Consider the following 22,079-nt stretch of genomic DNA (forward strand, 5'->3'; position numbering starts at 1 on the left):
GGACCGCACGCCGTCAGGTGGCCTGGGTGGGCAGCTCCGCCTCCTGCCGCCCGCGCCGCAGTGCCGCCGCCGCCATCGTGACCACGATCCCCGCCAGCGCCCACGCCGAGAGCACCAGCAGCGCGCCGGTCAGGGCGTGGCCCTCGAAGTACGCGATCGAACGCGCCGCCCACGTGCCCGCGCCCGGCGGCAGCGCCGGCCCGATCGCCTCCCAGAACGGCGGCAGCATGGGCAGCGGGAAGGCACCGCCCGCGCTCGGGTTGCCCGCGATCACCACGAGCAGGATCGCCAGCCCGATGCCGACGATGCCGAAGACGCCCTGGAGGGCGAGCGTGGCGGCGCCGACGGCGAAGGTGGTCAGCGCGCCCAGGCCCCACAGGGCGGCCACCCCACCGGGCAGGGCGCCGAGGACCGGCCCGATGACGACCGCGCCGCCGAGGCCGCCGGCCATCGACACCAGCGCCATCACGATCAGCCGGATCGCCGCGCGGCGCGGACCGGCCGGCCGGGCGCCGGTGCTGATCGCCAGGATCGAGGCGCACAGATAGCCGCCGACGCACCAGCCGACGACGAGGTAGAAGGACGACAGGCCGTCGAAGTCCCGTGCCGAGGCGGGGGCCACGTCGACGGTCCGCACGGTGCGCCGTTCCGCCTGTTCCAGGGTGCCGACGAGCTTCTCCAGGGTGGTGGCCAGGACGGTTCCGCCGCCGGAGGCGACCAGGAGCGTGTCGGTGGGGCCGGCGGGGTGGACGACCAGGGCGCCGTCGACGTCCCGGTCCGTGATCTGCTTCCGCGCGGTCGCCTCGTCGGCCACCGCGCGCGGATCGAGCGGCGAGCCGGGCAGCCGCTCCAGCCGGGCCACCGTCCGTTCGGCGACGGCCCGGGGCGCGACGACCGCGAAGGGCACGTCCCTCGGCTTCGGGTCGTGCAGCGCCCCCACGTAGGAGGCGATGAACAGCAGCTGAAGGGCGATCACACCGAGCACGAGCAGCGTGGCCCGCGGGGTGACGGCGTCCCGCACCTCGCCGAGGAACGAGCCACGGGAGTCAGGGGGGAGACCGGCGCCGGCGGTGTGCGTCATGCCACCACGGTCCGGGGCACCGGCCGCTCACGCAGGCGGGAAGGGGCCGAACGTGTGTCGCCCGTCCGTTCGAGGAACGGCCCGGGCGGGGCGGGCGCTCGGGCGGCGGGACGCACTGGCCGGAACTCTTCGACGACGTGGGCGGACCGGTGAGCGGCCGGGCCTGGAACCAGGGCCACCGAGCCCGACCGGGGCCCTTCGCCGGAAGACGGGTCCTAGTTGGCCCACGGGGGTGTGAGACGCGTGCCGTCGGCCAGTTCCGCCTCCAGGCCGAGGGAGGTGGTGACCCAGGAGACCGCGGTGTGGCCGGTGGGGTTCTCGACGCCGAGCGTCGCACCCGGGTTGACGATCACCGTGTCGCCCGCGGTGACGCGCTCGGTGCGGCCGTCGAGGGTGATGAGCAGCTCGCCGCTGAGCAGGTGGAAGATCTCCTCGCGGCTGACGGTGTGCGCGGGCGCCCTGGTCCCCGCCGGTATCTCGCCCCGCCAGGCGGCGAGCTCCCGGCTGCCGGTGCGGGGGGTGGCGTACGAGACGAAACGGGCGCCGTGGATCTCGTGCGTGACGGCTTCGGACGAGCGGACGACGGGCATGGCTGCTCCCTCCGGTCATGTGGTCAAGTAGCTTGACCAACTGGATGGGTTTATGGTCAAGCAGCTTGACCAATCCGTCAAGGGTGTTTGAATGCCTCCGTGCAGAACTCCGACGCCATGGCCCTGACCGCCGCCCTGCTCGCCGTCGCCGGTGACCTGACCCACCGGATCCACGACGGTGTCGTCGCCCGTGGCTTCGAAGGGCTGCGGCCCGCGCACGGCTTCGCCTTCACCCGGCTCCTCCCGGACGGCGCGACCGTCACCGACCTCGCGGTCCACCTGGGGGTGACCAAGCAGGCCGCGAGCCAGCTCGTCGACGAACTCGTCCGCAAGGGGTACGCCGAGCGCCGGCCCCATCCCGAGGACGCGCGGGCGCGGCTGATCGTGCTGACCGGGCGGGGGCTGGCCTGCACGCGGGCCGCGGAGGAGGCGGCGGCCCAGGCCGTACGGGCGTGGGCCGAGGTGCTCGGCGAGGACGAGGTCCGCCTGCTGCGGGACCGTCTGCTGCGTCTCGCACCCAACGGCCCGGTCAAGCCCGTCTGGTGAGGGGCCGTCACCCGGCGCGGCGGGCGCCGGACGGCTCACCGCCGGGTGGCCGCCGCCCCTGACCCGGCGCTGTGCCACCCGGCTCTCCGGGACGGCCGGCACGCCGCGGGGCCCGCCCGGACCGAGCCGCCGGACGGGCCCCGCGCGCCGCGGGTCAGCGACCGTGCCGGCCGCCCACCGCGCGCCGGCGGACCGACGCGAACAGCACCGCCGCGCCCAGCGCCAGCACGGCGGCGCCGCCGACGGCGAGGTACGGCGTGGTGCCGTCGCCGCCGGTCTCGGCGAGCCGCTCGCCGGCGCCGGCGGCCTCCGGCCGGTTGGCGCCGGTGTCCGCCGCCGCGTCCGCGCTGCCGCCGCCGGCCGTCTCGGTGGCGGTGCCGGCCGCCGGCTCCCGAGCGCCGTCGGCTTCGCCGGCCGTCTCGCCGGCCGCTTCCGCGGCCGGGTCCGCGGTCGTGTGGGGGTCGTGGTCGCCGTGGCCGTGGTTCTCGATCGTCGACTTGTCGGCACCGGCCTCGATCTGCGCGTCGGACGGCGTGGACGCCGTGGGCGCCGGGGCGGGGGCGCCGCCTCCCGCCGTACCGCTGCCGCTGCTGTTGCCGTTGCCGCCGAAGGCGATGTCCGAGCAGGAGTAGAACGCCTCCGGGCTGTCCGAGCGCTGCCAGACCGCGTACAGCAGGTGCTTGCCGGAGCGCTCGGGCAGGCTGCCGGAGAAGGTGTAGAAACCGTCGGCGGCGACCGGGTCGGTGGCCGTCGCCACCGGGTGCGCCAGGTCCAGGTCGGACCAGGCGAGCGGCCGGGCCGGGTCGTACCCGGGCTTGGTGATGTAGACGGTGAAGGTGCCCTTGTGCTGGGCCGTCACGCGGTACTTGAACGTGTACGAGCCGCTGCTCACGCTCGTCGCGGGCCAGTCGGCGCGGGCCAGGTCCAGCCCCTTGAACTCCTCGCTGTTCGCGCTGCACAGCTTGCCGTCCGGGATCACTTCCCGGTGCCGGCCGCCCGCGTCCCCGACGCGGATGCCGTTCCAGTCGTACAGCGCCTGCGTGCCGCCGGCCGCGACCGCCGCCTTGCACGCGGCCGACGTCGGGTTCTCGGCGCCCTCGGCGTAGCACTGCGCGACCCGGCTGACCGGGTCGCCCATCGTCCCGTGCGCGGACGCGGGCGCGGCGGCCAGCGCGGTCAGGGCGAGCGGGGCGATGCCGGCGGCGGCGGCGACGGCGGTGGCCCTGCGGCGTGCGGGCATGGGGACTCCTCGGAAGAGATGCGGTGGGTTGCGATGAGATGCGGTGAGACCGGCTGCCGGTTCGCGGGCCGAGCGGCCCGGGCCCGTGGGGGGCGATCAGCAAGCTAGCCCCCCGACGACCGGGAAATCGCCTGTTCGAGGCGGGTGAGGGAGATCCTTATGGCCGCGTTAAGGAAGTGATCAGACTGCCCTCAGGTAGCTACTGTTCACGGCATGACTGACGATCTCGTGGACCGGGGCCGGCGCGTCAGGCCGGCCGTCGCGGCCGACGTACCGGCGGTGAAGGACGTCACCGACACGGCGTACCACCCCTACATCGCGCGCATCGGCGTGGTGCCGCAGCCCATGGAGGCGGACCACGCGGCGGACGTGGCCGCCGGGAAGGTGTTCGTGACCGAGGAGCCCGGAAGCGGGCGGGTGGACGGCCTTGTCGTGGTCGAGGCCCGCGCCGGCCACCTGTTCCTGGACAGCATCGCCGTCCGCCCCGACGCGCACGGCAAGGGAGTGGGCAGGCGGCTGCTGGCGTTCGTCGACGCGCACGCGCGGGCGCTCGGCCTGCCCGAGGTGCGGCTCTACACGAACGCGATGATGTGGGAGAACCAGAAGATCTACCCGAAGTACGGCTACGAGGTCGTCGAACGCCGCGTGGACGGCCCCTACGACCGCATCCACTACCGTAAGCGGCTGCTCTGACGGCGCGGCCCGTCAGCCGTCCGGCCACCACACGCGGGCGATGTCCTCGCGGATCTCCGGACGCCCGCCGGGACGCTCGTCGGCCTCCTCGCGGACCCGGCGGGCGTCGGTCTTCTTCCGGGGCTTCTGCACGGTCACACGGCGCATGGCTGCCTCCTTCGAGGGGTCTGCCGGTCTCCGCGGCCTGACGGAGGCGGACCCGTTCCGCAACGCTTCCTCATCGCCGCACCCGTGTCAGTGGCGGCTGTCACGGCCCGGCTGTCAGTGGCGGGTGTCACCCTGAGGGCATGGTGAAACACGGTGACCGGCCGGTGACGGCGGGTGCGGGTGGGGACGGTGCCGGCTCCGCCGCGCCGCGTGTCGACTGGGACGCGGAGGCGGCCGCCTTCGACGACGAGCCGGACCACGGCCTGCGCGACACGGACGTGCGCCGGGCGTGGTCCGGCCGGCTCCGCTCCTGGCTCCCCGCGCGGGCGGGCGACGTCCTCGACTTGGGCTGCGGCACTGGCAGCCTGTCGCTCCTCGCTGCCGAGCAGGGGCACTCCGTCACCGGCGTCGACCTGTCGCCGGTGATGCTGGAGCGGGCGCGAGCCAAGCTCGCCGGGCATGACGCCGTGTTCCTGCCGGGTGACGCGGCGGTACCACCGGTGGGGGAGCGGCGTTTCGACGCCGTCCTCGTCCGGCATGTGCTGTGGACCCTGCCCGGCCCCGGCCGGGCGCTGCGGCACTGGCGGGGGCTGCTGCGTCCGGCCGGGCGGCTGATCCTGGTCGAGGGCGTGTGGGGGAGCATCGCCCCGGTCGGCATACCGGCGGACCGGCTCACCGCCCTCCTCGCCCCGCTCGCCGGGCAGGCGCGTGTGGAGCGCCTGTCGGACGATCCGGCGCTGTGGGGAAGAGCGGTGGACGACGAGCGGTACGCGGTGGTCTGGACACAGTGACGGGGTGACAAGGTGACGGCGTGCGGTCCGGCGTCACGCCGTCAGCGCCTCGAAACCGCCCCCGCGGGCCAGTGCCTCCAGTTCGCCGAGGGCGGCCACGGCGCGGGCCGCCGCCCCGGGGTCCCGCCCGGCCAGTCCGCTCGCGGCGAACTCGTCCTCGTCCAGGCGCCGCACGTCCGTGCCGTCCGCCGAGCGCCACAGGTCCAGGTCGAGGTCCTCGACGACCAGTTCGGTGCCGAGGAGCACGGCCGGGCGGGTGATGTCGCAGTACCAGCCCTTGAGGGCGCCCGAGGCGGCGCGGACCTCCTTCACGGAGTACCACCGGTCGCGCCAGTAGTGCTCCGTGAAGACGTCGCCGGCCTCGAAGCGGACGAAGCCGAAGTCGCGGACGCCGGCGCCGGCCCAGGGAGCGCGGACGGTGACCCGGGTGCCGTCGTCGGCCACGAGCACGGCACGGTAACGGATCTTCGTCCGGCCCGCCTTGACCAGGACGACGTCCAGCTCGCGCCCCGGGTCAGCCGATGCGGCGGGCATAGCGCACCTCCGTGGCGCAGACCTCGTAGCCGAGCCACTTGTTGACGGCGAGCATCGGGCCGTTGCCGGTGTCGTTGCCCGTGAATGCCTCCGTGAACCCGGCGGCCCGGGCCCGGTGCAGGGAGGCGGCCTTGACGAGCTTGGCCAGACCCCGGCCGCGGAAGGCGCGGGCGGTGCCGGTCATGGCGGTCGAGTAGCGCGTCCCGCCGTCGGTGTACGCGGCGGTGAAGGCGACCGGGCGGCCGCCGGCGACCGCCACCGTCGTCAGGCCGAGGTTCAGCAGGGGGTGCTTCCAGGTCTCCTCGACCCAGGTCGCGTAATCGGTGAACTCGGCCTCGATGTCGCTCGGTTCGTCCGACGTCGTCTCCGCGTCCAGGTCGAACAGCGGGCGCGGGTCGTCCGCGTAGTCGGCGGCGGTGCGCAGCTCGGTGCCCGGGGGAGGGGACGGCAGCGGCGGGAGCGGGCCGGCCGCGAGGTCCAGGCGGAGGAAGTGGGCGGAACGGCGCCTGCCGTAGCCGTGCCGTGCGGCGAAGGCGTGGTTCGCCGGCTCGTCCAGCGCCCAGGCGTACAGCTCCGTCGCCCCCTGGTCGGCCAGGTACTCCTCGGCGGTGCGCGCCAGCAGCCCGCCGGCGCCGCGCCGGGTGCGGTCGGGGCGCACGTAGACGTTGAGGAATCCCCGGCCGGGCTCGGGGCTGTCGTGGGCGAGGCCCACCTGGGCGGTGCCGATCACCTCCCCGTCCTCCTCCGCGACCAGGGACCGGAAGCGGGCGCCCGGGTGCGTGCGGGTGAGGGCGTGGAGCACGGACTCGGGAGTGACCAGCATGAACGGCAGGGCGAGATGCCGGACCCGGGCGAAGCCCTCCAGATCGGAGCGGACGTCGGGGCGCAGATCGCGCACGATCACTGTCATGGGCGCGCACGCTACGCGGGAACCTCTCCGCACGCCTCCCCTTTTCGGGCGGGCGAGGGCGGGTGCGGGTTCCGTCGGGTGCGGGACAATCACCCCGTGACCTTGAAGATCCACATCGACGACGGCGGCGTACCGCCCTACGAACAGGTGCGCGCGCAGATCTCCGAGCAGGCCCGCTCCGGCGCGCTCCCGGTGGGGTACCGGCTGCCGACCGTGCGGGGGCTGGCCGAGTCGCTGGGGCTCGCCGCCAACACGGTCGCCAAGGCGTACCGGGCCCTGGAGACGGACGGCGTGATCGAGACGCGGGGCCGTCACGGCACGTTCGTGGCCGCCGCGGGCCCGGCCGCCGAGCGGGAGCTGGCGTCCGCCGCGCGGTCCTACGCCGAGCGGGCCCGGCGGCTCGGGCTGACGGAGGCCGAGGCGCTGACGGCCGTACGGGACGCCCTGCGGGCGGCGTACGGGGAGTAGGGCCCGGCGGTGCGGAGGGGCCGGGCGGTGCGGAGGGGCCGGGCGGCCCGGGAGGGGCCGGGCGGTGCGGAGGGGCCGGGCGGCCCGGGAGGGCGCCGGATGTCCCTCAGGCGGGCGCCGGACGACCCGGCGTCCGCGTCACCGTCAGCCCCGCCGCCCCAGCCGGCCCGGCGAACGACACCGCGTCGCGCACCGCCGCCGCGTCCGGGCCGGTGGTGAAGCACGCGTACACGTCCGCCGGCCCGGACCAGGCGGCGGCGATCCGGGCCGCCCAGGACGCCAGGGCCCGTCGGCCGTAGCGCGGCCGGGGCGAGGCACGGCCCCGAAGGAAGGGGCAAAGCGGCGAAAGCGGTCGCCGTGCCCGTCGCGGCGGCTACAGGTACAGCCCCGCCTCGGCGTCGCCGCGCGGTTCCGGCAGCGCCGTCGGGGACGTCCCCCGGCGCAGCGCGTACAGCTCCGCCAGCGTCGCGCCCTCGCGGCCGACGCCCTCCTCGCGGCCCAGCCAGGTCACCGCCTCCCGCCGGGTCAGCGGCCCGACCTCGATGCGGGCCAGGCAGCGGCCGGGGCGTACGACGGCCGGGTGGAGCCGCTCCAGGTCCTCGTTGGTGGTGACGCCGACCAGGACGTTGCGGCCCTGGCCGAGCAGACCGTCCGTCAGGTTCAGCAGGCGGGACAGCGCCTGGCCCGCGGTGTGCTTGGCTTCGCCGCGGATCAGCTCGTCGCAGTCCTCCAGCAGGAGCAGCCGCCAGCGGCCCTTGCCCGCCGCGTCCTCCTCGCCGATGGCGATGTCCATGAGATAGCCGACGTCGGAGAAGAGCCGCTCCGGGTCGAGGACGCAGTCGACCTGGCACCAGTCCCGCCAGGACCGGGCCAGCGTCCTGAGCGCCGAGGTCTTGCCGGTGCCCGGCGGCCCGTGCAGGAGCAGCAGCCGGCCAGCGATGTCCTCGGGCGTCGTCCTCATCAGGCGGTCCATCGCCTCCGCGACCGGCGCGGTGTAGTTGGCGCGCACCTCGTCCCAGGTGCCGGCCGCGATCTGCCGGGTGGTGCGGTGCGGGCCGCGGCGCGGGGAGACGTACCAGAAGCCCATGGTGACGTTCTCCGGCTGCGGTTCGGGCTCGTCGGCCGCGCCGTCGGTCGCCTGGTCGAGGACCTTCTGCGCCAGTTCGGCGCTGGTCGCCGTCACCGTGACGTCGGCGCCCCGGTTCCAGCGGGAGACCAGCACCGTCCAGCCGTCGCCCTCCGCCAGGACGGCGCTGCGGTCGTCGTCGCGGGCGGCGCGCAGCACGCGCGCACCGGGCGGCAGGAGGGTCGCCCCGGACCGTACGCGGTCGATGTTCACCGCGTGGGAGTACGGCTGCTCGCCCGTCGCGAAACGGCCGAGGAACAGCGCGTCGACGACGTCGGCAGGGGAGTCGCTGTCGTCGACGTGGAGCCGGATCGGCAGCGCGTCGTGAGGGTTCGCAGACATGCCGCCATGATCCGGCACCCGGGCGCCGCGTGCACCCGGTTTCCGGGGTGCGCGCGGCGCGGGGGCCCCGGAAACCGGCTCAGAGCCCCGAACGGAAGGGGCGTCCGGCTCGCGACGCCCGGCACGCACGCTCGCCGTGGTGCCGAAACGCCCACGCGGCTCCGCCACGAGGGCGCTTTGGCGCCTTGCGAGGCACGCACCGGACGCCGCGAGCCGATCGGATTCCCCTTCTGCCCGGGGCTCTCAGGCGCGGGCGCGCAGGACCCGCCCGCGGACCTGCCGGGCCCGGCGGACCACGGCGTACCCCTTCGTCAGGGCCCGGTCCCGGGCGAAGGTGCGGGCGATGGCCCGGCCCTCGATCAGCCGCTCGAACTCGTCGGGCCCGGTGCTGCGGCGCACGGTGACGCGGCGCAGGGCGTACGGCCCCTGCCGCCGCCGCGCCAGCCCGTTGCCGACGGCGAGCGCCTGCGCGTACCCCGTCTCGCGCACCGCCCGCCGCACCCGGCGGTCGGAGTAGCCGTACGGATAGGCGAACGAGACCGGGGCGGCGCCCAGCTGGTCGGAGACGATCTCCTTGCACAGGATCAGCTCCGAGCGCAGCCGTTCGTCGTCGAGCTGGTCGAGCTGCGGATGGCTGTGGCTGTGCCCGCCGATCTCGACGCCCGCGCCGGCCAGCTCCCGGACCTGGTCCCAGTCGAGCATGGTGTCCAGAGCGCCGCCGGTGTCGTACGGGCCGCGCAGCCACCCGGTGGAGACGAAGAGCGTGGCCGGGAAGCCGTGCTTGGCCAGGGCGGGCAGGGCGTGGCGGTGCACGCCCTCGTAGCCGTCGTCGAAAGTGACGAGCACCGGCCGGGCGGGCAGCGGGCCGCCCGAGCGCCAGGCGGCGGCCAGTTCGGCCGTGGTCAGGGGGGTCAGCCCCCGGTCGGCGACGACGGCCATCTGCTCCGCGAACGCCTCCGGGGTCACCGACAGGGCGCGGGTGGCGTCGTTCGGGTCGGAGGCGACCGCGTGGTACATGAGGACCGGTACCCGGGGGTCGTCAGTCACGGGCCGCCTCCCCGATCCGTGCGACGGAGAACCGGACGCCCCCGCGCCGCGCCCGGACGCTGCCCACCACGTAGCCGCCCGCCGCCGTGAGCACCCCGGCGACGATCGCGCCCGCCCGTCCCGCGCCGCCCGGCCGGGCCAGCAGCGCGTCACGCAGCCCGCGCGCCACCCCGGCCGGCAGGACGCGCGTGGCGTACCGGCGTTCGGACTCCAGCCCCTTGTCCGCGCCGACGCTGCGCGCCACCAGCGCCTTGGACAGGCCCTCGGCGTAGGTGCGGGTGCGGAAGTAGGCGAAGTGCTCGCGCGCCTCGGGGACCCGGTGGTGGATCACCGCCCGGTCGTCGACGAGCAGGACGGCGTCGGGCCGGGCGCGGGTGAGCCGGATGCACAGCTCGGTCTCCTCGCAGCCCAGCGGCCGTTTGTCGCCGTCGCGCCCGATGCCGGTGGCGAAGCCGCCCGCCGCGTCGAAGGCGCTGCGGCGGAAGGAGGCGTTGCCGCCGAGGACGTTGCGCACCCGGGCCCGGCCGGGCGGCAGGCCCTTGTAGGTGCAGCCCACCACCCAGTCGAACTCCTCCGGGAACCACGCCGGACGGCGGCCCGACGCCCAGATCGGCACCGTGCGCCCGCCGACGGCCATGACCCGGGGGTCGGCGTACCCCTCGGCGAAGTGCCTGAGCCAGTCCCGTTCGGCGACGGCGTCGTCGTCGAGGAAGGCGACGATCTCCCCGCGCGCGGCGGCGATGCCGGTGTTGCGGCCGGCGGACAGGCCGCGGGGGCCCGCGTTGGCGAGCACCCGCACCTCACCCGCCGGCCCGTGCCCTGCGTCCTCTCCGCGCCCCTCGCCCTCTCCGGGTCCCTCGTGTCCCTCGTACTCCTTGTACTCCTTGTACTCCTTGGCCAGCCGGTCGCGGAGACTCTCGTTGTGGTCGACGACCAGCAGGATCTCCAGGGCCGGGTGGGACTGCGCCCGCACCGAGGCGACCGCCGCGAGGATGTCCTCCCAGCGGTCCTCGGTGTAGGCGCAGATCACGACGGAGATACCGAGGGTGCCGGTGGCGCCGGTGGCGCCGGTGGCGCTGGTGGTGCCGGGAGTGCCGGGAGTGCCGGGAGTGCTCAAGACACCTTCCCCCGGACCGCGCCGAGCACCGGCGAGTGCGTACGGCTGCGCAGGGCGCGGCGGTTGGAGCGCTCCTGGAGGATCACTCTCAGCACGCGCAGCCCGTCCCGCACGGCCCGCAGGTTGCTGGTGCCGTGGATACGCAGGTACTCGTGGCTGGGGATCTCCTGCACCTTCAGCCCCGCCTTGACGACCCGGATGTTCATCAGGGTCTCCACCTCGAAGCCCGTGCAGTCGAGGTCGATCTTGTCCAGGCAGTGCCGCCAGAACGCGTTGTAGCCGTAGCACAGGTCGGTGTAGCGGGCGCCGAACTTGCGGTTGACGACCGCGCACAGGGCGGCGTTGCCGAGCCTGCGGATGAAGGTCATGTCGTCGGTGCCGCCGCCGTTGGCGAAGCGGGAGCCCTTGGCGAAGTCCGCGCCCGAGACGAGGGCGGAGACGTAGCTCACGATCTCCTGGCCGTCGGCGGAGCCGTCCGCGTCGACCATCACGATGATGTCGCCGGTGCACTCCTTGAACCCGGTGATCAGCGCGTCCCCCTTGCCCTTGCCGCGTTGTCCGACGACCTTGACGTCCGGCCACAGCTCCCGGGCGACCTCGACGGTGTTGTCGGTGGAGTTGCCGTCGACGAGGACGACCTCGTGTATCCAGTCCGGCAGTGTCTTGAAGACGTACGGCAGGTTCTCCGCCTCGTTCATGGCGGGGATCACCACGCTCACCGGCGGCGCGATGGCCAGGTGCGAGGAGACGGGCCGGTATTTCCCGGCGGTCGACGGGCCGGTGGCCGACGGATCGTGGTCCGCGGTCGCCGGCTGCAGCGCTGAGCTCATGAGTCTGGTCCCTCTCGTCCGGCGGGCCGCCGCCCCCGGGCGGCCCGGCTCTGTGTCCGGTTCGAAAGGGGGGTTCTCACCCGCGGCACGACGGAATGGGTCTCCGCACATGCCGGGTGAGCTGGCAAAGCCTGTCGGCGCCGGAAAACGGCAGCCGACCGCGCGGCACGGCTCGGTCACGTGGTGCGGTCACCGAGCTCGGCCCCCCCCTACCGCGCCCCGCACGGGCCGTCGCGGTCCTTGAGCCCTCCCCTAGAGCCGTGTGCCGACGGACCGGTGCGAGTGAGATGTATGACGGTATTGACGATTGAACCTCTATGGCAAGACCTGTAACGAGGCCTCACGTTTTTGTTGGTTTGCCGGTCATCGGCCATCCGTCCGCGCGGCGGGGCCGGTTCGTGGACCGTGCGACCGGTGCGGTCGCCGCCACCGTCGGGCCGCGTCCGCTGCCTATGCCATGCATGGCCGACTTTGCCCCCCGAAGCGCCGGATGCCGGGCTTCAATGTCGCTCAGTCCCGTACGCACCGTCAAGACGAGGTCTGCGCTCCGTCACTTTTTCGTTCGTTCTTGAATGACCATAGTCATTTTTGGCATGGACACTTCCTGTCAACACGTCCCGCTGCTACGACGGTTGAGGCAGAGATCCTGCTAAAGGGAGGTTCCATGAGACGTTCCCGAATTGCCGGCTTCCTGGCCTCACTCGCCCTCGCGGCCGGCACCGCCCTCGCCGGCGCCACGGCGGCGCAGGGCGCCCCCACCGCCGTATCCGGCGACTACGTGGCCCTCGGCGACTCCTACTCCTCCGGGGTCGGCGCGGGCAGCTACATCTCCTCCAGCGGCGACTGCAAGCGCAGTACGAAGGCGTTCCCCCAGCTGTGGGCCGCCGCCCATTCACCCTCGGCATTCCATTTCACCGCTTGCTCGGGCGCCCGAACGAGTGATGTTCTCGCCGGGCAGCTCGGCCCGCTCGGCTCCTCCACGGGCCTGGTGTCCCTGACCGTCGGCGGCAACGACGCCGGTTTCGCCGACGTCATGACGACCTGTGTGCTCCAGTCCGACAGCGCCTGCCTGTCGCGCATCGCCACCGCGAAGGCGTACGTCGACTCCACGCTGCCGGGGCGGCTCGACAGCGTCTACTCGGCCATCCGCGACCGGGCCCCCAACGCCCGCGTCGTCGTCCTCGGCTACCCCCGCTTCTACAAGCTCGGCACGTCCTGTCTCGGCCTCTCCGAGACCAAGCGGAAGGCGATCAACGACGCGTCCGACCACCTGAACGCCGCGATCGCCAAGCGCGTCGCCGACCACGGCTTCACCTTCGGCGACGTACGTCCCCCCTTCACCGGCCACGAGATCTGCTCCGGCAGCTCCTGGCTGCACAGCGTCAACTGGCTCAACATCGGCGACTCGTACCACCCGACCGCGGCTGGCCAGTCCGGCGGCTACCTGCCGGTGCTCGACAGCGCCGCCTGAGCCGTCACCGCGGCACGGAAAGTCCCAAGCGGAAGGAGAAGGAGAGGGGAGAGGAGGGGGGAAGGAAGGAGGAAGGGAGGAGGGAAGGCCCTGCCGGCCGGGGTCTTCCCTCCTTCGCGTGTTCCGGAGGGAGTGAGATCGCCCACGTTCCCGGCGCGGAGGGCGCACGGGCGCACACGGCCCGGGGTGCCCGGGGCGCGGCGGCGGGGGAAGCGGGCGCCCCGGCGCCGGAGGGGCGCACGGGCCTCACCCCGCGGCGGACGCGACGGCCCGCAGAGGAGGCCGTGTCCACCGGCTGCCGCGCGCACGCCCCGGCATACCACCGCGCGACCTGGGCTTCCGTGCCGGCGACACGCCTGGCCGGCGTCCCGGACCGGCCCGCCCGCCGCGTCACTGGCCGTGACCACGGGCCCCGGCGAAGGAACGACACGGGCCGCCGGCCAGGCCGTTGTCCAACTCGCCCCGAAGCACTTTGGATTCGGAGAGTAATCGTCAACCCCCTTGCGGGGAAGGTGAATCCCGCGACCGCGATACACGCGTGCCGCCCTGGGGCGATAGGGTTAGCCTGCCCGGGCCGGGTGGACTCGTACGGGTGGGGAGTGACATGGAACAGATAACAGTGCGCAGCAGGGCCAGGGTCCCTGCGATCACCTGCGGGAGCAGTGCGACCAGTTCGCGCCTCGACCGCCACCTCGCAGTGCTCGGAGGGCCCGCCCTTCCGCAGCGGGAGACGCTGGAGGCGACCTCGCTGATGCGTGAGCTGACCGCGCGTGAGCCCGCGCACCGGCGCAGCAGCCGGGGTGCGCAGGTGCGCCGGGTCTCGCTCTTCGCGCCACTGCGCCGACTGCGCCGCTCGCTCTTCGGCGGCAACTGAGGCCCGCGCTCCGGCGATCACACCGTTCCGGCTCGGCGCCGCGTACACGTCGTCCGTCATCCCCACGGCACGCGGCGGCGCCCCGGTGTGTTCCCGAGCGCGGGCATGTTCTACGCCCGGCCGCCCGCCCCACGCCTTGGCCGCACCCTTCTCCCACGGCCTCCACGGCCCCACGGCCCCGACGGTCCCGTCCCCGGCTCCGCCCGCGAGGACGCCGCCGTGAGCGGGGCCCGCTCCGGTGTCACATCGGGCCGATGACCTTCTTGCGCAGGTGCCTGTAGACCACCGACGTCCGGACGTCGGCCAGTTCCGGGCGCTTTGTCAGCTCGTCCAGGACCACCGCGTGCAGATGGTCGGTGTCCCGGACGGCGACGTGTACGAGGAAGTCGTCGTTCCCGGTGAGGGTGAAGACCGAGACGACCTCGGGCATCCCCTCCAGGAAGGTCTGGAAGTCCTCGATCACCGCACGCGTCGGCGGGCGGACCCGTACGGCGATCATCGCCTGCAGCCCGCGGCCGATGGCCGCGAGATCCGCCTCCGCGTGAAACCCCGTCAGGACGCCGCTCCTGCGCAGCGACCGGATGCGCTCCAGACACGTGGACGGGGCGATGCCGAGTTCCTCGGCCATGTCCCGGTTGGTGCGCCGACCGTCTTCCTGGAGCATCCGCACCAGCGCCGAATCTAGTTCGTCCATGCCTGCCTCATCCCACCGGATTCCGAAGGTAATTCGGACTCTTCGCATCACCTTCGATGATGTTGTTAGCCTCCAGCCTAGTTGGCTGACGTTCGTTCGATGGCGGTGGGAACGTCGGCGCCGGTGGAGGAAAGGGGCGACGGGCTATGCGTGAACGGAGGCCCACGGTGTGGGCGGTGGGCGCGGTCATGGCGGCCGCGCTGTTCTGGAGCAGTTCGTACGCGGTGACCAAGCGGGTGCTGGAGGACGTCGGCCCGCTCAGCACCGGCGCCATCAGGTTCACCCTCGCGGCGTTGCTCCTGGGCGTGACGGTACGGCTGAGCCGGCGCCGCCCGGCCCGGCCGGACCCGCGGCAGCGGCGGCAGCTCCACCTGAGCGGGTTCCTCGGCATCACCGTGTACTTCATCCTGGAGAACGTCGGTGTCGACCTGTCCACGGCCTCCGACGCGTCGCTGATCGTGGCCACGTACCCGCTGATGACGATGCTGGTGGAGCTGGTCCTCTTCCGTACCCGGATGCCGCTGCCGAGGGTGGCGGGCGTGCTGCTGGCCACTGCCGGTGCCTTCCTCGTCGTACGCAACGGGGCCGAGGTCGGCGGCGGTTCGCGCTGGCTGGGGGACGTCCTGCTGCTGCTCGGCGGGCTGGCCTGGGCCGGCTACAACGTGCTCGGCAAGCAGGCGAGCGCCGGCCAGGACGCCATGAGCGTCACCTACCACCAGACCCTGGCGGGCGCGGCCGGTTTCCTGCTCGCGTCCCTGCTGGAGGCCGGCGACTGGCGGATGCCGGACGCAACCGCCTCGTCGCTGCTGGTCTACCTGGCCGTGGCGTGCTCGGTCGGCGGTTTCCTGCTCTACAACTACGGCCTGCGCAGGATGGCGTCGAGCGTCGCGGTCAACATCCTCAACCTGGTCCCGGTCTTCGGTGTCGTCGGCGCCGTCGTGATCAACGGGGAGACGATCCGGCTCGCCCAGGTGGCGGGCGGCGTGATCATCGTCATCGGGGTGGCGCTGGGCATGGTCGAGCGGGGGCGGGGCGCCGAGGCGAAGCCGGACGCGGGGGGAAGCGAGCCTTCCGGGACCGTGGCCGCCCGGGCCGCGGCGCAGGCGGGACCGGCAGGGCAGGCGGGACCGGCGGTGCCGGTGCCGGGCGAGCCCGGAGCGGCTGCACCGGCCGCGTACGGAGTGCACGACGTGCACGACGGGGTTCGGTAGCCGCCGGGTGCACCGGCCCGGAGCAGGGCCGGGCGGGACCCGGCCGGGACGGTCGTCCGGCCCGGCCCCGCCCGTTCGCCGGTGGCCTTCACCGGCGGCCTTCACCATGGTCGAGCCCGGCGGGCGTCGGCGGCGCTCACGGCCGATGCGCCCGGAACCGGCCGGTCACCGCCCGCCGTGCGCGTACCGGCGTGCGGCGAGCGGCGTGAACACCGCCAGCAGCACCGCGCACCAGGCCAGTGACCCGGCGACCGGATGCGCCACCGGCCAGGCGGCCCCCTCCGGCACGGGAGCGTTGCCGAACAGGTCCCGCAGCGCCGTCGCCACCGCGCTGATCGGATTCCACTCGGCGACCGTGCGCAGCCAGCCCGGCAGGCCGTCGGCCGGGATGTAGGCGTTGGACAGCAGCGGCAGCAGGAACGTGGCGCCGCCGAGCTGCCCGGCGGCCTCCTCGTTCCGGGTCAGCAGGCCCAGGAAGATCCCCGCCCACGTCGTCGCGAACCGGAACAGCAGCAACAGGCCGAGGGCGCCCAGCGCTTGCGGCACACTCCCCTCGATCCGCCAGCCCACCGCGAGCCCGACCAGCAGGAGCGGCACCGTCCCGGCCGCCGTGACCACCACGTCCGCGACCGCCTGGCCGAGCGGCACCGCGGCCCGGCTCACCGGCAGCGCGCGGAAGCGGTCCGTCACCCCCCGGTGGACGTCCTGCGCCGCCTGGAACATGCCGGTCATGATCCCGTTCGCGGCCGTCGCCACCAGCAGGCCCGGCACCAGGAAGGAGCGGTACTCCTCGCCGGGCATCGCCAGCGCGCTGCCGAAGACGTAACCGAAGAACAGCAGCATGGTGACCGGCATCGTCTGGGTGAGGATCAGCAGGCCGGGGTTGTTCCGCGCCCGCCGCAGCTGACGGCCCAGCATCGCCGTGCCGTCGTACACCAGTGAGCTCATGCCGCACGCTCCTCGTCGCCGCCGGTGGTGCCGTCCGTGGTGCCGTCCGCGGCCGTGCCTTCGGTGAGCCGCAGGAAGACGTCGTCGAGGGTCGGTGGCCGCAGGCTCGCGTCGAGCAGCGGCACGCCCGCCGCGTCCAGTTCGCGCACCAGGCGGGGGAGGGTGAGCGTGGTGTCCCGGGTCACCGCCCCGACCGCGTTGCGGTCCCGGTCGAACGACGGCTCGGCCCCGGTCATCCGGTCCAGGACGGCCGCCGCCCGCACCATGGCGTCCGCGTCGGCGACGACGACCTCGGCGTGCGTGCCCATCACCGCCTTGAGCTGCGCCGGTGATCCCGTGTGCGCGACCCGCCCCCGGTCCACCAGGGCGACGTCGTCGGCGAGCTGGTCGGCCTCCTCCAGGTACTGCGTGGTCAGCAGCACCGTCGTGCCCTCCCGCGTCAGCTCGCGCACGGCCTCCCAGATGTCGTTGCGGGCGGCCGGGTCCAGCCCGGTCGTCGGCTCGTCCAGGAACAGGACGTCGGGCCGGCGCACCAGGCTCGCGGCCAGGTCGAGCCGCCGCCGCATGCCGCCGGAGTAGGTGGAGGCGGGCCGGTCGGCGGCCTCGGTCAGCCCGAAGCGGCCGAGCAGTTCCGCGGCCCGGTCCGCCGGACCGCGCACCCGGTGCAGCCGGGCGAACAGCCGCAGGTTCTCCCGTCCGGTGAGGTCGCCGTCGACCGACGCGTACTGCCCGGTGACGCCGATCCGGCGGCGTACCGCGGCGGCCTCCCGCACGAGGTCGTGCCCGGCGATCCGGGCGGAGCCCGCGTCGGGCCGCAGCAGCGTCGTCAGCAGCCGGACGGCCGTGGTCTTGCCCGCCCCGTTCGGCCCGAGGACCGCGCAGACCGTCCCCGCGGCCACCGCGAGATCCAGCCCGCGCACCGCGTGGACCCGGCCGAACCGCTTCTCCAGACCTTCACTAAGTACAGCGTACGTAGTAGTCATGAGGCGACCATAGCGCACTACGTACGGTGTACGTAACTAGGATGGGGCGAGAGGTGATGACCGATGGCGGGCCGAGCGGCCGTACCCGAAGTGATCTGGGCGCGCCCCGAGCGCACGGGCCGTGGGCCCCGCCCGGCGTACACCCGCGCCGACATCGCGGCGGCGGCGGTGCGGATCGCCGACGCCGAGGGGCTCGACGCGGTCTCGATGCGCCGTGTCGCCGCCGAACTGGGCTGCGGCACCATGTCGCTCTACAACTACGTCCCCCGCAAGGAGGATCTGTACGAGCTGATGGTGGACGCCGTCGCCGGCGAGCACGAGTTGTGGGAGCCCTCGGGCGACTGGCGCGCCGACATGCTCCGGGTGGCCCGGCAGACCCGCGCGCTGATGCGCCGGCACCCGTGGCTGCCGCGCCTGATGTCGTCGGCGTACGGCTTCGGCCCCAACGCCCTGCGCTATCTGGAGCACTGCATGGCCTGCCTCGACCCGTTCGACGCGCCCTACGGCACCAAGATGGAGCTGGTCGCGATGCTGAACGGCTGCGTCACCATGTACACCGCGAACGAGCTGGCCACGGCGGAGCGCACCCGGTCGCTGCCGTGGTCGGAGGAACAGGAGAACGCCGTGCGGGCCGCCTACCTGGGCGGCCAGGTGGCCGGCGGCGCCTATCCCCGCCTGGCCGCCGCCTTCCTGCAGGACGCCGGGCCGATCGACCTGGAGGCGGTGTTCGAGCGCATGCTGGGACGGGTGCTCGACGGTTTCGATCCCGCGGGCCGGTGCCCGCCGGGTTCCGGCGACGACAGGGCCTAGGGCAGGGGCGTCGCCGGGGCGGCGTCGGTCCTGGGGCTGTGTCGCTCCTGGAACTGCGTCGGCCCTAGAGGAGCGCGAACTGCCCCTCCGGGCCCTCCTCCTGGTGGTCCAGCACCGAGGCGGGCCGGCGGGCCCGCTCCGGCACCGGGAGCACTCCCGCCGCGCGCAGCTCGGCCGCGGTGACCGGTTCCGTCACCGTCAACGCGTCCAGGGACGGGCGGAGTTCGGCGAGCAGCGCGAGGACCGTGATGAGCTCCAGGAGTTCCGAGGTCCAGGTCTGCGGCCAGCCGGCCGGGCCGATCGCGGCCAGCGTGCCCGGCTCGCCCCCGGCGGTGCGGGCCGCGAACCACCGCTCCAGGACGCGGACCCCGCCCGCCTCGAAGTCCCAGGCGTCCGCCGGCACCGGGGAGATGCGGCCCTCGCCGAGGTGGAGCGTCTCCTCGTCCCGGTCGTAGTGGAGGGCGCGGGGGCGCGGCGGCAGCGGGGCGCGGACGTACGGGCGGCGCCCGCCGGGCAGCTTGGGGCGCTCGCCGTCGCGCCGCATCAGCCACAGCGCGCGGTGTCCCAGCGCGACACCGTGGGCCCACAGGGCGGGGTCCGCGGTGAGCGGGACGCGCGGGCCCGGGCGGGCCGCCGCCACGATCCAGGCCAGCACGTCCGGCGGGGCGGGGGTGTGGCCGAGGCGGGCGGCGAGGTGGTCCAGGAGGCCGGGGGCCAGGTTGGGCTCCGTGCCGCCCGGGCGGCGGTAGAGCGGGCGGACGCGGCCGGGGCGGAGCAGCGGGAGCAGGGAGGTGGCGAGGAGGAGGGGGCCGGGAGCGGGGGAGGGGCCGGGCGTCTCCAAGACGAAGATCTGCCGCTCGTCCGCCACCCGCCACAGCTCCGGGCGGGCCGCGTCGATCAGCCGGTGGTCGGGGATCAGCCACTGCTCGTCGAACGGGGCGCACAGCACCCGGACCGGCTCCGGGCACGGGCCCGTGGCGCGCGCCAGCCGCTCCGTGCCGCCGCCCCGGCCCGGGAGCTGCCCGACCGCCGTGTGCAGCGTGCGCGAGCGCGTCGGCTCGAACAGGACCTCGCGTCCGGGCCCCTCCGCCTTCACCAAGGCGTCCCAACGGGACCTGAGCGACGCCGGGTCGGGGCCCGCGGGCCAGCTCCGGCCGAGCCGCGGCGGTGCGACGGACCACGGCATGAGGTCCGCCAGCAGCGGAGTGTCCTCGTACGTCACGCCGGGCATCGTACGACGGTGCGCGAGGGCGTCAGGTGGCATCCAGCGTGACCGAGAAGGAGAAGCGGTCGCCCCGGTAGTGGATGACCGCCACGTCCAGCACCCGCCCGTCCGGGTCGTAGGTGACGCCCGTGTAGTGCAGGATCGGGCTGAGCAGCGGGACCCGCAGCAGCCGTGCCGTCTCCGGGTCCGCGAGCCGGGCCTGGACGGTGTCCGTGATCCGGCTGATGTCCGCGCCGGCGACGTCCCGCAGCACCTTGGTCATCGGCCGGCGGGCCAGGTCGTCCGGCTCGATGCGCGCGGCCAGTTCGGGGCGGATCCAGTTGCGGGCGTGGTTGGTCGGCTCACCGGTCTTCTCGTCGCGGCGCAGCCGGTGGTACGTCGCCGTCTCGTCCAGATCCGGGAAGTACTCGGCGAGTTCCGCCGGTACCGGCCCGCTGCCGTGCTCCAGCAGCTCGGTCACCATGCCGGACTGCTGGGCCACGATCGCGTCCACCGACCCCAGCAGCCGTACCGGGGTGCCCCGCCGGGCGTGCGGCTCGATGAACGTGCCGCGCCGGCGGTGGCGGCTGATCAGCCCCTCCTCCTCCAGCTCCTTCAGCGCCTGCCGCATGGTCAGCACGCTCACGCCGTAGTGCCCGGCCAGCTGCTCCTCGGTGGGCAGGCGCAGCGGGTCCCGGGGCGAGCGGCCGAGTATCGAGGCGCGCAGCGACTGCGAGACCTGGTACCACAGCGGCAGCTTGCGGTTCAGGACGAGGGAGTCCGGGGCGAAGGAGGTCACGGGACCATCCGTACCTGCGGGGGAGGGATCAGGGCAAGGGGCGGAAGTGCCGCTCCAGGCCCTGCCAGACGTCGTCGTAGCGCTGTTGCAGGTGTTCGGCGCGGGCCGCCTGGGGCGTGAGGGTCACGGGCCGCCGCGTCTCGAACATGAACGCCAGCCCGTCGTCGATCTTCTGCGGCCTCAGTTCGGCGGCGCTCGCCCTGTCGAACGTCTCCCGGTCCGGTCCGTGCGCCGACATCATGTTGTGCAGCGAGCCGCCGCCCGGCACGAAGCCCTCCGCCTTGGCGTCGTAGGCGCCCTCGATCAGGCCCATGTACTCGCTCATCACGTTGCGGTGGAAGTACGGCGGCCGGAACGTGTCCTCGCCCACCAGCCAGCGCGGCGCGAAGACGACGAAGTCGACGCCCGCGAGCCCCGGGGTGTCGGAGGGGGAGGTGAGCACCGTGAAGAGGGACGGGTCGGGGTGGTCGTAGGAGATGGTCCCGAGCACGTTGAAGCGGCGCAGGTCGTAGACGTACGGCACGTGGGTGCCGTGCCAGGCGACGACGTCGAGGGGGGAGTGGCCGTAGGTGGCCGTCCAGAGGTTGCCGCAGAACTTGCTGACCACCTCCACCGGGCCCTCGACGTCCTCGTACGCCGCGACCGGGGCCAGGAAGTCCCGCGGGTTGGCGAGGCCGTTGGCGCCGATCGGGCCGAGGTCGGGGAGGCGGAAGGGGGCGCCGTAGTTCTCGCAGACGTAGCCGCGGGCGGCCGGGCTCTGCCCGCCGTCGGGCGCGGTGTCGAGCAGCTCGACGCGGAAGCGGACCCCGCGTGGGATCAGCGCCACATGGCCCGGCTCGGCGTGCAGCAGGCCGAATTCGGTGCGCAGCAGCAGCCCGCCGCGCTCCGGCACGATCAGCAGCTCGCCGTCGGCGTTGCCGAAGACCCGGTCCATCGAGGCGTTGGCGTGGTAGAGATGCACGGCCATGCCGGTGCGCTGGGTGGCGTCGCCGTTGCCGCCGAGGGTCCACAGGCCCGCCAGGAAGTCCGTCCCGGGGGGCGGTTCGGGCAGCGGGTTCCAGCGCAGGCGGTTGGGGTCGGGGACCGTGTCGGTGAAGGGCGCGGTGCGGATCGCGCCGTTGTCCGTGCGGGTGAACGCCGGGTGCGCGGCCGACGGGCGGATGCGGTACAGCCACGAGCGCCGGTTGTACGCCCTCGGCTCGGTGAACGCCGTGCCGCTGAGCTGTTCCGCGTACAGGCCGAGGGGCGCCCGCTGCGGCGAGTTGCGGCCCTCGGGCAGGGCGCCCGGTACGGCCTCGGAGCTGTGCTCGTTGCCGAAACCGGATAGATAAGACAGATGCGATGGATGCGACAGGTGTGTCAGTCGCTCCGCGGTCTTCCGCGCTCCCCCACGCTCGAACCCGCTCGCGCGGGAGGTACCCCCATCGCCCATGATCGCTCCCTCGCCACCCGCACCACACGCCGACGGCCGCCGGCCGATGCCGGCCGGCTCCGTGACGGATTCCTATGTATCACCGTAGGAATGGGAGCCTCGCGTGCGCAAGGGGTGTGCGGGCGGTGGGTGGAACGGATGCCGCGTGGTGGGCGGGGTGAGTGCCGCGGGCGTCCGGCCCGTACCGGGAG

24 protein-coding genes are annotated in these 22,079 nt (G+C 74.0%); 8 read left to right on the forward strand and 16 right to left on the reverse strand.

All coding sequences use genetic code 11. The features are described 5' to 3' along the window. Positions 1-13: 13 nt before the first annotated feature. Together ABZ340_RS14355 and ABZ340_RS14360 are read right to left on the reverse strand one after the other, a co-directional pair. The gene (locus tag ABZ340_RS14355) at positions 14-1,081 is read right to left on the reverse strand and encodes a DUF3533 domain-containing protein (RefSeq protein ID WP_358782071.1); all 1,068 of its coding nucleotides are present in this window, start codon (positions 1,079-1,081) and stop codon (positions 14-16) included. A 215-nt stretch (positions 1,082-1,296) separates the two neighbouring features. After that, positions 1,297-1,671: a cupin domain-containing protein gene (locus ABZ340_RS14360; protein WP_358782072.1), complete on the reverse strand. Its 375-nt coding sequence runs from the start codon at positions 1,669-1,671 to the stop codon at positions 1,297-1,299. Positions 1,672-1,770: 99 nt separating this feature from the next. Between ABZ340_RS14360 and ABZ340_RS14365 the strand changes: the two genes are divergently transcribed. Continuing rightward, positions 1,771-2,217 carry a MarR family transcriptional regulator gene (locus ABZ340_RS14365; RefSeq protein ID WP_358782073.1) on the forward strand — a complete coding sequence of 149 codons (447 nt, stop codon included), beginning with the start codon at positions 1,771-1,773 and terminating at the stop codon, positions 2,215-2,217. A 154-nt stretch (positions 2,218-2,371) separates the two neighbouring features. Here the strand turns inward: ABZ340_RS14365 and ABZ340_RS14370 are convergent, their stop codons facing one another. Next, positions 2,372-3,457 (reverse strand): lytic polysaccharide monooxygenase, encoded by a 1,086-nt coding sequence (locus tag ABZ340_RS14370; protein ID WP_358782074.1) that lies wholly within the window; start codon positions 3,455-3,457, stop codon positions 2,372-2,374. A gap of 213 nt (positions 3,458-3,670) precedes the next feature. Here ABZ340_RS14370 and ABZ340_RS14375 point away from each other — a divergent pair, with 213 nt between their 5' ends. Then, positions 3,671-4,150: a GNAT family N-acetyltransferase gene (locus ABZ340_RS14375; protein WP_358782075.1), complete on the forward strand. Its 480-nt coding sequence runs from the start codon at positions 3,671-3,673 to the stop codon at positions 4,148-4,150. 12 nt (positions 4,151-4,162) lie between these two features. Here ABZ340_RS14375 and ABZ340_RS14380 read toward each other — a convergent pair whose 3' ends face one another. Continuing rightward, positions 4,163-4,297 (reverse strand): hypothetical protein, encoded by a 135-nt coding sequence (locus ABZ340_RS14380; RefSeq protein WP_358782076.1) that lies wholly within the window; start codon positions 4,295-4,297, stop codon positions 4,163-4,165. 140 nt (positions 4,298-4,437) lie between these two features. Between ABZ340_RS14380 and ABZ340_RS14385 the strand changes: the two genes are divergently transcribed. Continuing rightward, on the forward strand, positions 4,438-5,088 hold the full coding sequence (locus tag ABZ340_RS14385; RefSeq protein ID WP_358782077.1) for a class I SAM-dependent methyltransferase: 651 nt from the start codon (positions 4,438-4,440) through the stop codon (positions 5,086-5,088). A gap of 33 nt (positions 5,089-5,121) precedes the next feature. Here the strand turns inward: ABZ340_RS14385 and ABZ340_RS14390 are convergent, their stop codons facing one another. Then, the gene (locus ABZ340_RS14390) at positions 5,122-5,622 is read right to left on the reverse strand and encodes a DUF402 domain-containing protein (protein WP_358782078.1); all 501 of its coding nucleotides are present in this window, start codon (positions 5,620-5,622) and stop codon (positions 5,122-5,124) included. After that, positions 5,603-6,532, reverse strand: coding sequence for a GNAT family N-acetyltransferase (locus ABZ340_RS14395; RefSeq protein ID WP_358782079.1), 930 nt, complete (start codon positions 6,530-6,532; stop codon positions 5,603-5,605). The genes ABZ340_RS14390 and ABZ340_RS14395 overlap by 20 nt, the downstream gene beginning before the upstream one ends. A gap of 96 nt (positions 6,533-6,628) precedes the next feature. Here ABZ340_RS14395 and ABZ340_RS14400 point away from each other — a divergent pair, with 96 nt between their 5' ends. Next, complete coding sequence (locus ABZ340_RS14400; RefSeq protein WP_358782080.1) at positions 6,629-7,000, forward strand: GntR family transcriptional regulator; 372 nt, start codon at positions 6,629-6,631, stop codon at positions 6,998-7,000. Positions 7,001-7,373: 373 nt separating this feature from the next. Here the strand turns inward: ABZ340_RS14400 and ABZ340_RS14405 are convergent, their stop codons facing one another. The 4 genes from ABZ340_RS14405 to ABZ340_RS14420 all read right to left on the reverse strand — a co-directional run bounded on the left by ABZ340_RS14405 (position 7,374) and on the right by ABZ340_RS14420 (position 11,462). Then, the gene (locus tag ABZ340_RS14405; protein ID WP_358782081.1) at positions 7,374-8,468 is read right to left on the reverse strand and encodes a DUF5925 domain-containing protein; all 1,095 of its coding nucleotides are present in this window, start codon (positions 8,466-8,468) and stop codon (positions 7,374-7,376) included. Between the two features lie 243 nt (positions 8,469-8,711). Beyond that, positions 8,712-9,485, reverse strand: a complete 774-nt coding sequence (locus tag ABZ340_RS14410) for a polysaccharide deacetylase family protein (protein WP_358782152.1) — start codon at positions 9,483-9,485, stop codon at positions 8,712-8,714. 22 nt (positions 9,486-9,507) lie between these two features. Further along, entirely contained in the window at positions 9,508-10,554 is a 1,047-nt protein-coding gene (locus tag ABZ340_RS14415; RefSeq protein ID WP_358782153.1) for a glycosyltransferase family 2 protein, read from the reverse strand. 74 nt (positions 10,555-10,628) lie between these two features. Next, positions 10,629-11,462 (reverse strand): glycosyltransferase family 2 protein, encoded by an 834-nt coding sequence (locus ABZ340_RS14420; RefSeq protein WP_358782082.1) that lies wholly within the window; start codon positions 11,460-11,462, stop codon positions 10,629-10,631. Positions 11,463-12,126: 664 nt separating this feature from the next. Here ABZ340_RS14420 and ABZ340_RS14425 point away from each other — a divergent pair. Beyond that, on the forward strand, positions 12,127-12,933 hold the full coding sequence (locus ABZ340_RS14425; protein WP_358782083.1) for an SGNH/GDSL hydrolase family protein: 807 nt from the start codon (positions 12,127-12,129) through the stop codon (positions 12,931-12,933). A 604-nt stretch (positions 12,934-13,537) separates the two neighbouring features. Continuing rightward, a complete protein-coding gene (locus tag ABZ340_RS14430; RefSeq protein WP_358782084.1) occupies positions 13,538-13,807 on the forward strand; it encodes a hypothetical protein in 270 nt (89 codons plus the stop codon). Between the two features lie 241 nt (positions 13,808-14,048). Here the strand turns inward: ABZ340_RS14430 and ABZ340_RS14435 are convergent, their stop codons facing one another. Beyond that, positions 14,049-14,501, reverse strand: coding sequence for an Lrp/AsnC family transcriptional regulator (locus ABZ340_RS14435; protein ID WP_358782085.1), 453 nt, complete (start codon positions 14,499-14,501; stop codon positions 14,049-14,051). A 146-nt stretch (positions 14,502-14,647) separates the two neighbouring features. Between ABZ340_RS14435 and ABZ340_RS14440 the strand changes: the two genes are divergently transcribed. Next, positions 14,648-15,712 (forward strand): DMT family transporter, encoded by a 1,065-nt coding sequence (locus ABZ340_RS14440; protein WP_358782086.1) that lies wholly within the window; start codon positions 14,648-14,650, stop codon positions 15,710-15,712. Positions 15,713-15,877: 165 nt separating this feature from the next. Here the strand turns inward: ABZ340_RS14440 and ABZ340_RS14445 are convergent, their stop codons facing one another. Both ABZ340_RS14445 and ABZ340_RS14450 read right to left on the reverse strand, forming a co-directional pair. Continuing rightward, complete coding sequence (locus ABZ340_RS14445; RefSeq protein WP_358782087.1) at positions 15,878-16,660, reverse strand: ABC transporter permease; 783 nt, start codon at positions 16,658-16,660, stop codon at positions 15,878-15,880. After that, complete coding sequence (locus ABZ340_RS14450; RefSeq protein WP_358782088.1) at positions 16,657-17,643, reverse strand: ATP-binding cassette domain-containing protein; 987 nt, start codon at positions 17,641-17,643, stop codon at positions 16,657-16,659. Before ABZ340_RS14450 ends, ABZ340_RS14445 begins: the two co-directional genes overlap by 4 nt. A gap of 63 nt (positions 17,644-17,706) precedes the next feature. On the opposite strand from ABZ340_RS14450, the gene ABZ340_RS14455 reads away from it, so the two are divergent. Further along, positions 17,707-18,453, forward strand: coding sequence for a TetR/AcrR family transcriptional regulator C-terminal domain-containing protein (locus ABZ340_RS14455; protein ID WP_358782089.1), 747 nt, complete (start codon positions 17,707-17,709; stop codon positions 18,451-18,453). Between the two features lie 64 nt (positions 18,454-18,517). Here the strand turns inward: ABZ340_RS14455 and ABZ340_RS14460 are convergent, their stop codons facing one another. The 3 genes from ABZ340_RS14460 to hmgA are packed head-to-tail and all read right to left on the reverse strand — an operon-like array spanning position 18,518 to position 21,888. Next, a complete protein-coding gene (locus ABZ340_RS14460) occupies positions 18,518-19,684 on the reverse strand; it encodes a type ISP restriction/modification enzyme (protein WP_358782090.1) in 1,167 nt (388 codons plus the stop codon). A 22-nt stretch (positions 19,685-19,706) separates the two neighbouring features. Then, complete coding sequence (locus ABZ340_RS14465; protein WP_358782091.1) at positions 19,707-20,456, reverse strand: GntR family transcriptional regulator; 750 nt, start codon at positions 20,454-20,456, stop codon at positions 19,707-19,709. Between the two features lie 28 nt (positions 20,457-20,484). Next, positions 20,485-21,888 (reverse strand): homogentisate 1,2-dioxygenase, encoded by a 1,404-nt coding sequence (gene hmgA / locus ABZ340_RS14470; RefSeq protein WP_358782092.1) that lies wholly within the window; start codon positions 21,886-21,888, stop codon positions 20,485-20,487. Positions 21,889-22,079 lie beyond the last annotated feature (191 nt).

Origin of the sequence: Streptomyces sp. NPDC006134 (genome assembly GCF_040628835.1) — a bacterium.
GTDB lineage: Bacteria > Actinomycetota > Actinomycetes > Streptomycetales > Streptomycetaceae > Streptomyces.

Coding starts and splice junctions, on each gene's coding strand:
- ABZ340_RS14380 (WP_358782076.1), bottom strand. CDS start 4,297: ATGCGCCGTGTGACCGTGCAGAAGCCCCGGAAGAAGACCGACGCCCGC.
- ABZ340_RS14450 (WP_358782088.1), bottom strand. CDS start 17,643: ATGACTACTACGTACGCTGTACTTAGTGAAGGTCTGGAGAAGCGGTTC.
- ABZ340_RS14355 (WP_358782071.1), bottom strand. CDS start 1,081: ATGACGCACACCGCCGGCGCCGGTCTCCCCCCTGACTCCCGTGGCTCG.
- ABZ340_RS14410 (WP_358782152.1), bottom strand. CDS start 9,485: ATGTACCACGCGGTCGCCTCCGACCCGAACGACGCCACCCGCGCCCTG.
- ABZ340_RS14395 (WP_358782079.1), bottom strand. CDS start 6,532: ATGACAGTGATCGTGCGCGATCTGCGCCCCGACGTCCGCTCCGATCTG.
- ABZ340_RS14385 (WP_358782077.1), top strand. CDS start 4,438: ATGGTGAAACACGGTGACCGGCCGGTGACGGCGGGTGCGGGTGGGGAC.
- ABZ340_RS14420 (WP_358782082.1), bottom strand. CDS start 11,462: ATGAGCTCAGCGCTGCAGCCGGCGACCGCGGACCACGATCCGTCGGCC.
- ABZ340_RS14435 (WP_358782085.1), bottom strand. CDS start 14,501: ATGGACGAACTAGATTCGGCGCTGGTGCGGATGCTCCAGGAAGACGGT.
- ABZ340_RS14430 (WP_358782084.1), top strand. CDS start 13,538: ATGGAACAGATAACAGTGCGCAGCAGGGCCAGGGTCCCTGCGATCACC.
- ABZ340_RS14440 (WP_358782086.1), top strand. CDS start 14,648: ATGCGTGAACGGAGGCCCACGGTGTGGGCGGTGGGCGCGGTCATGGCG.
- ABZ340_RS14445 (WP_358782087.1), bottom strand. CDS start 16,660: ATGAGCTCACTGGTGTACGACGGCACGGCGATGCTGGGCCGTCAGCTG.
- ABZ340_RS14390 (WP_358782078.1), bottom strand. CDS start 5,622: ATGCCCGCCGCATCGGCTGACCCGGGGCGCGAGCTGGACGTCGTCCTG.
- ABZ340_RS14375 (WP_358782075.1), top strand. CDS start 3,671: ATGACTGACGATCTCGTGGACCGGGGCCGGCGCGTCAGGCCGGCCGTC.
- ABZ340_RS14425 (WP_358782083.1), top strand. CDS start 12,127: ATGAGACGTTCCCGAATTGCCGGCTTCCTGGCCTCACTCGCCCTCGCG.
- ABZ340_RS14460 (WP_358782090.1), bottom strand. CDS start 19,684: ATGCCCGGCGTGACGTACGAGGACACTCCGCTGCTGGCGGACCTCATG.
- ABZ340_RS14405 (WP_358782081.1), bottom strand. CDS start 8,468: ATGTCTGCGAACCCTCACGACGCGCTGCCGATCCGGCTCCACGTCGAC.
- ABZ340_RS14370 (WP_358782074.1), bottom strand. CDS start 3,457: ATGCCCGCACGCCGCAGGGCCACCGCCGTCGCCGCCGCCGCCGGCATC.
- ABZ340_RS14455 (WP_358782089.1), top strand. CDS start 17,707: ATGGCGGGCCGAGCGGCCGTACCCGAAGTGATCTGGGCGCGCCCCGAG.
- ABZ340_RS14360 (WP_358782072.1), bottom strand. CDS start 1,671: ATGCCCGTCGTCCGCTCGTCCGAAGCCGTCACGCACGAGATCCACGGC.
- hmgA (WP_358782092.1), bottom strand. CDS start 21,888: ATGGGCGATGGGGGTACCTCCCGCGCGAGCGGGTTCGAGCGTGGGGGA.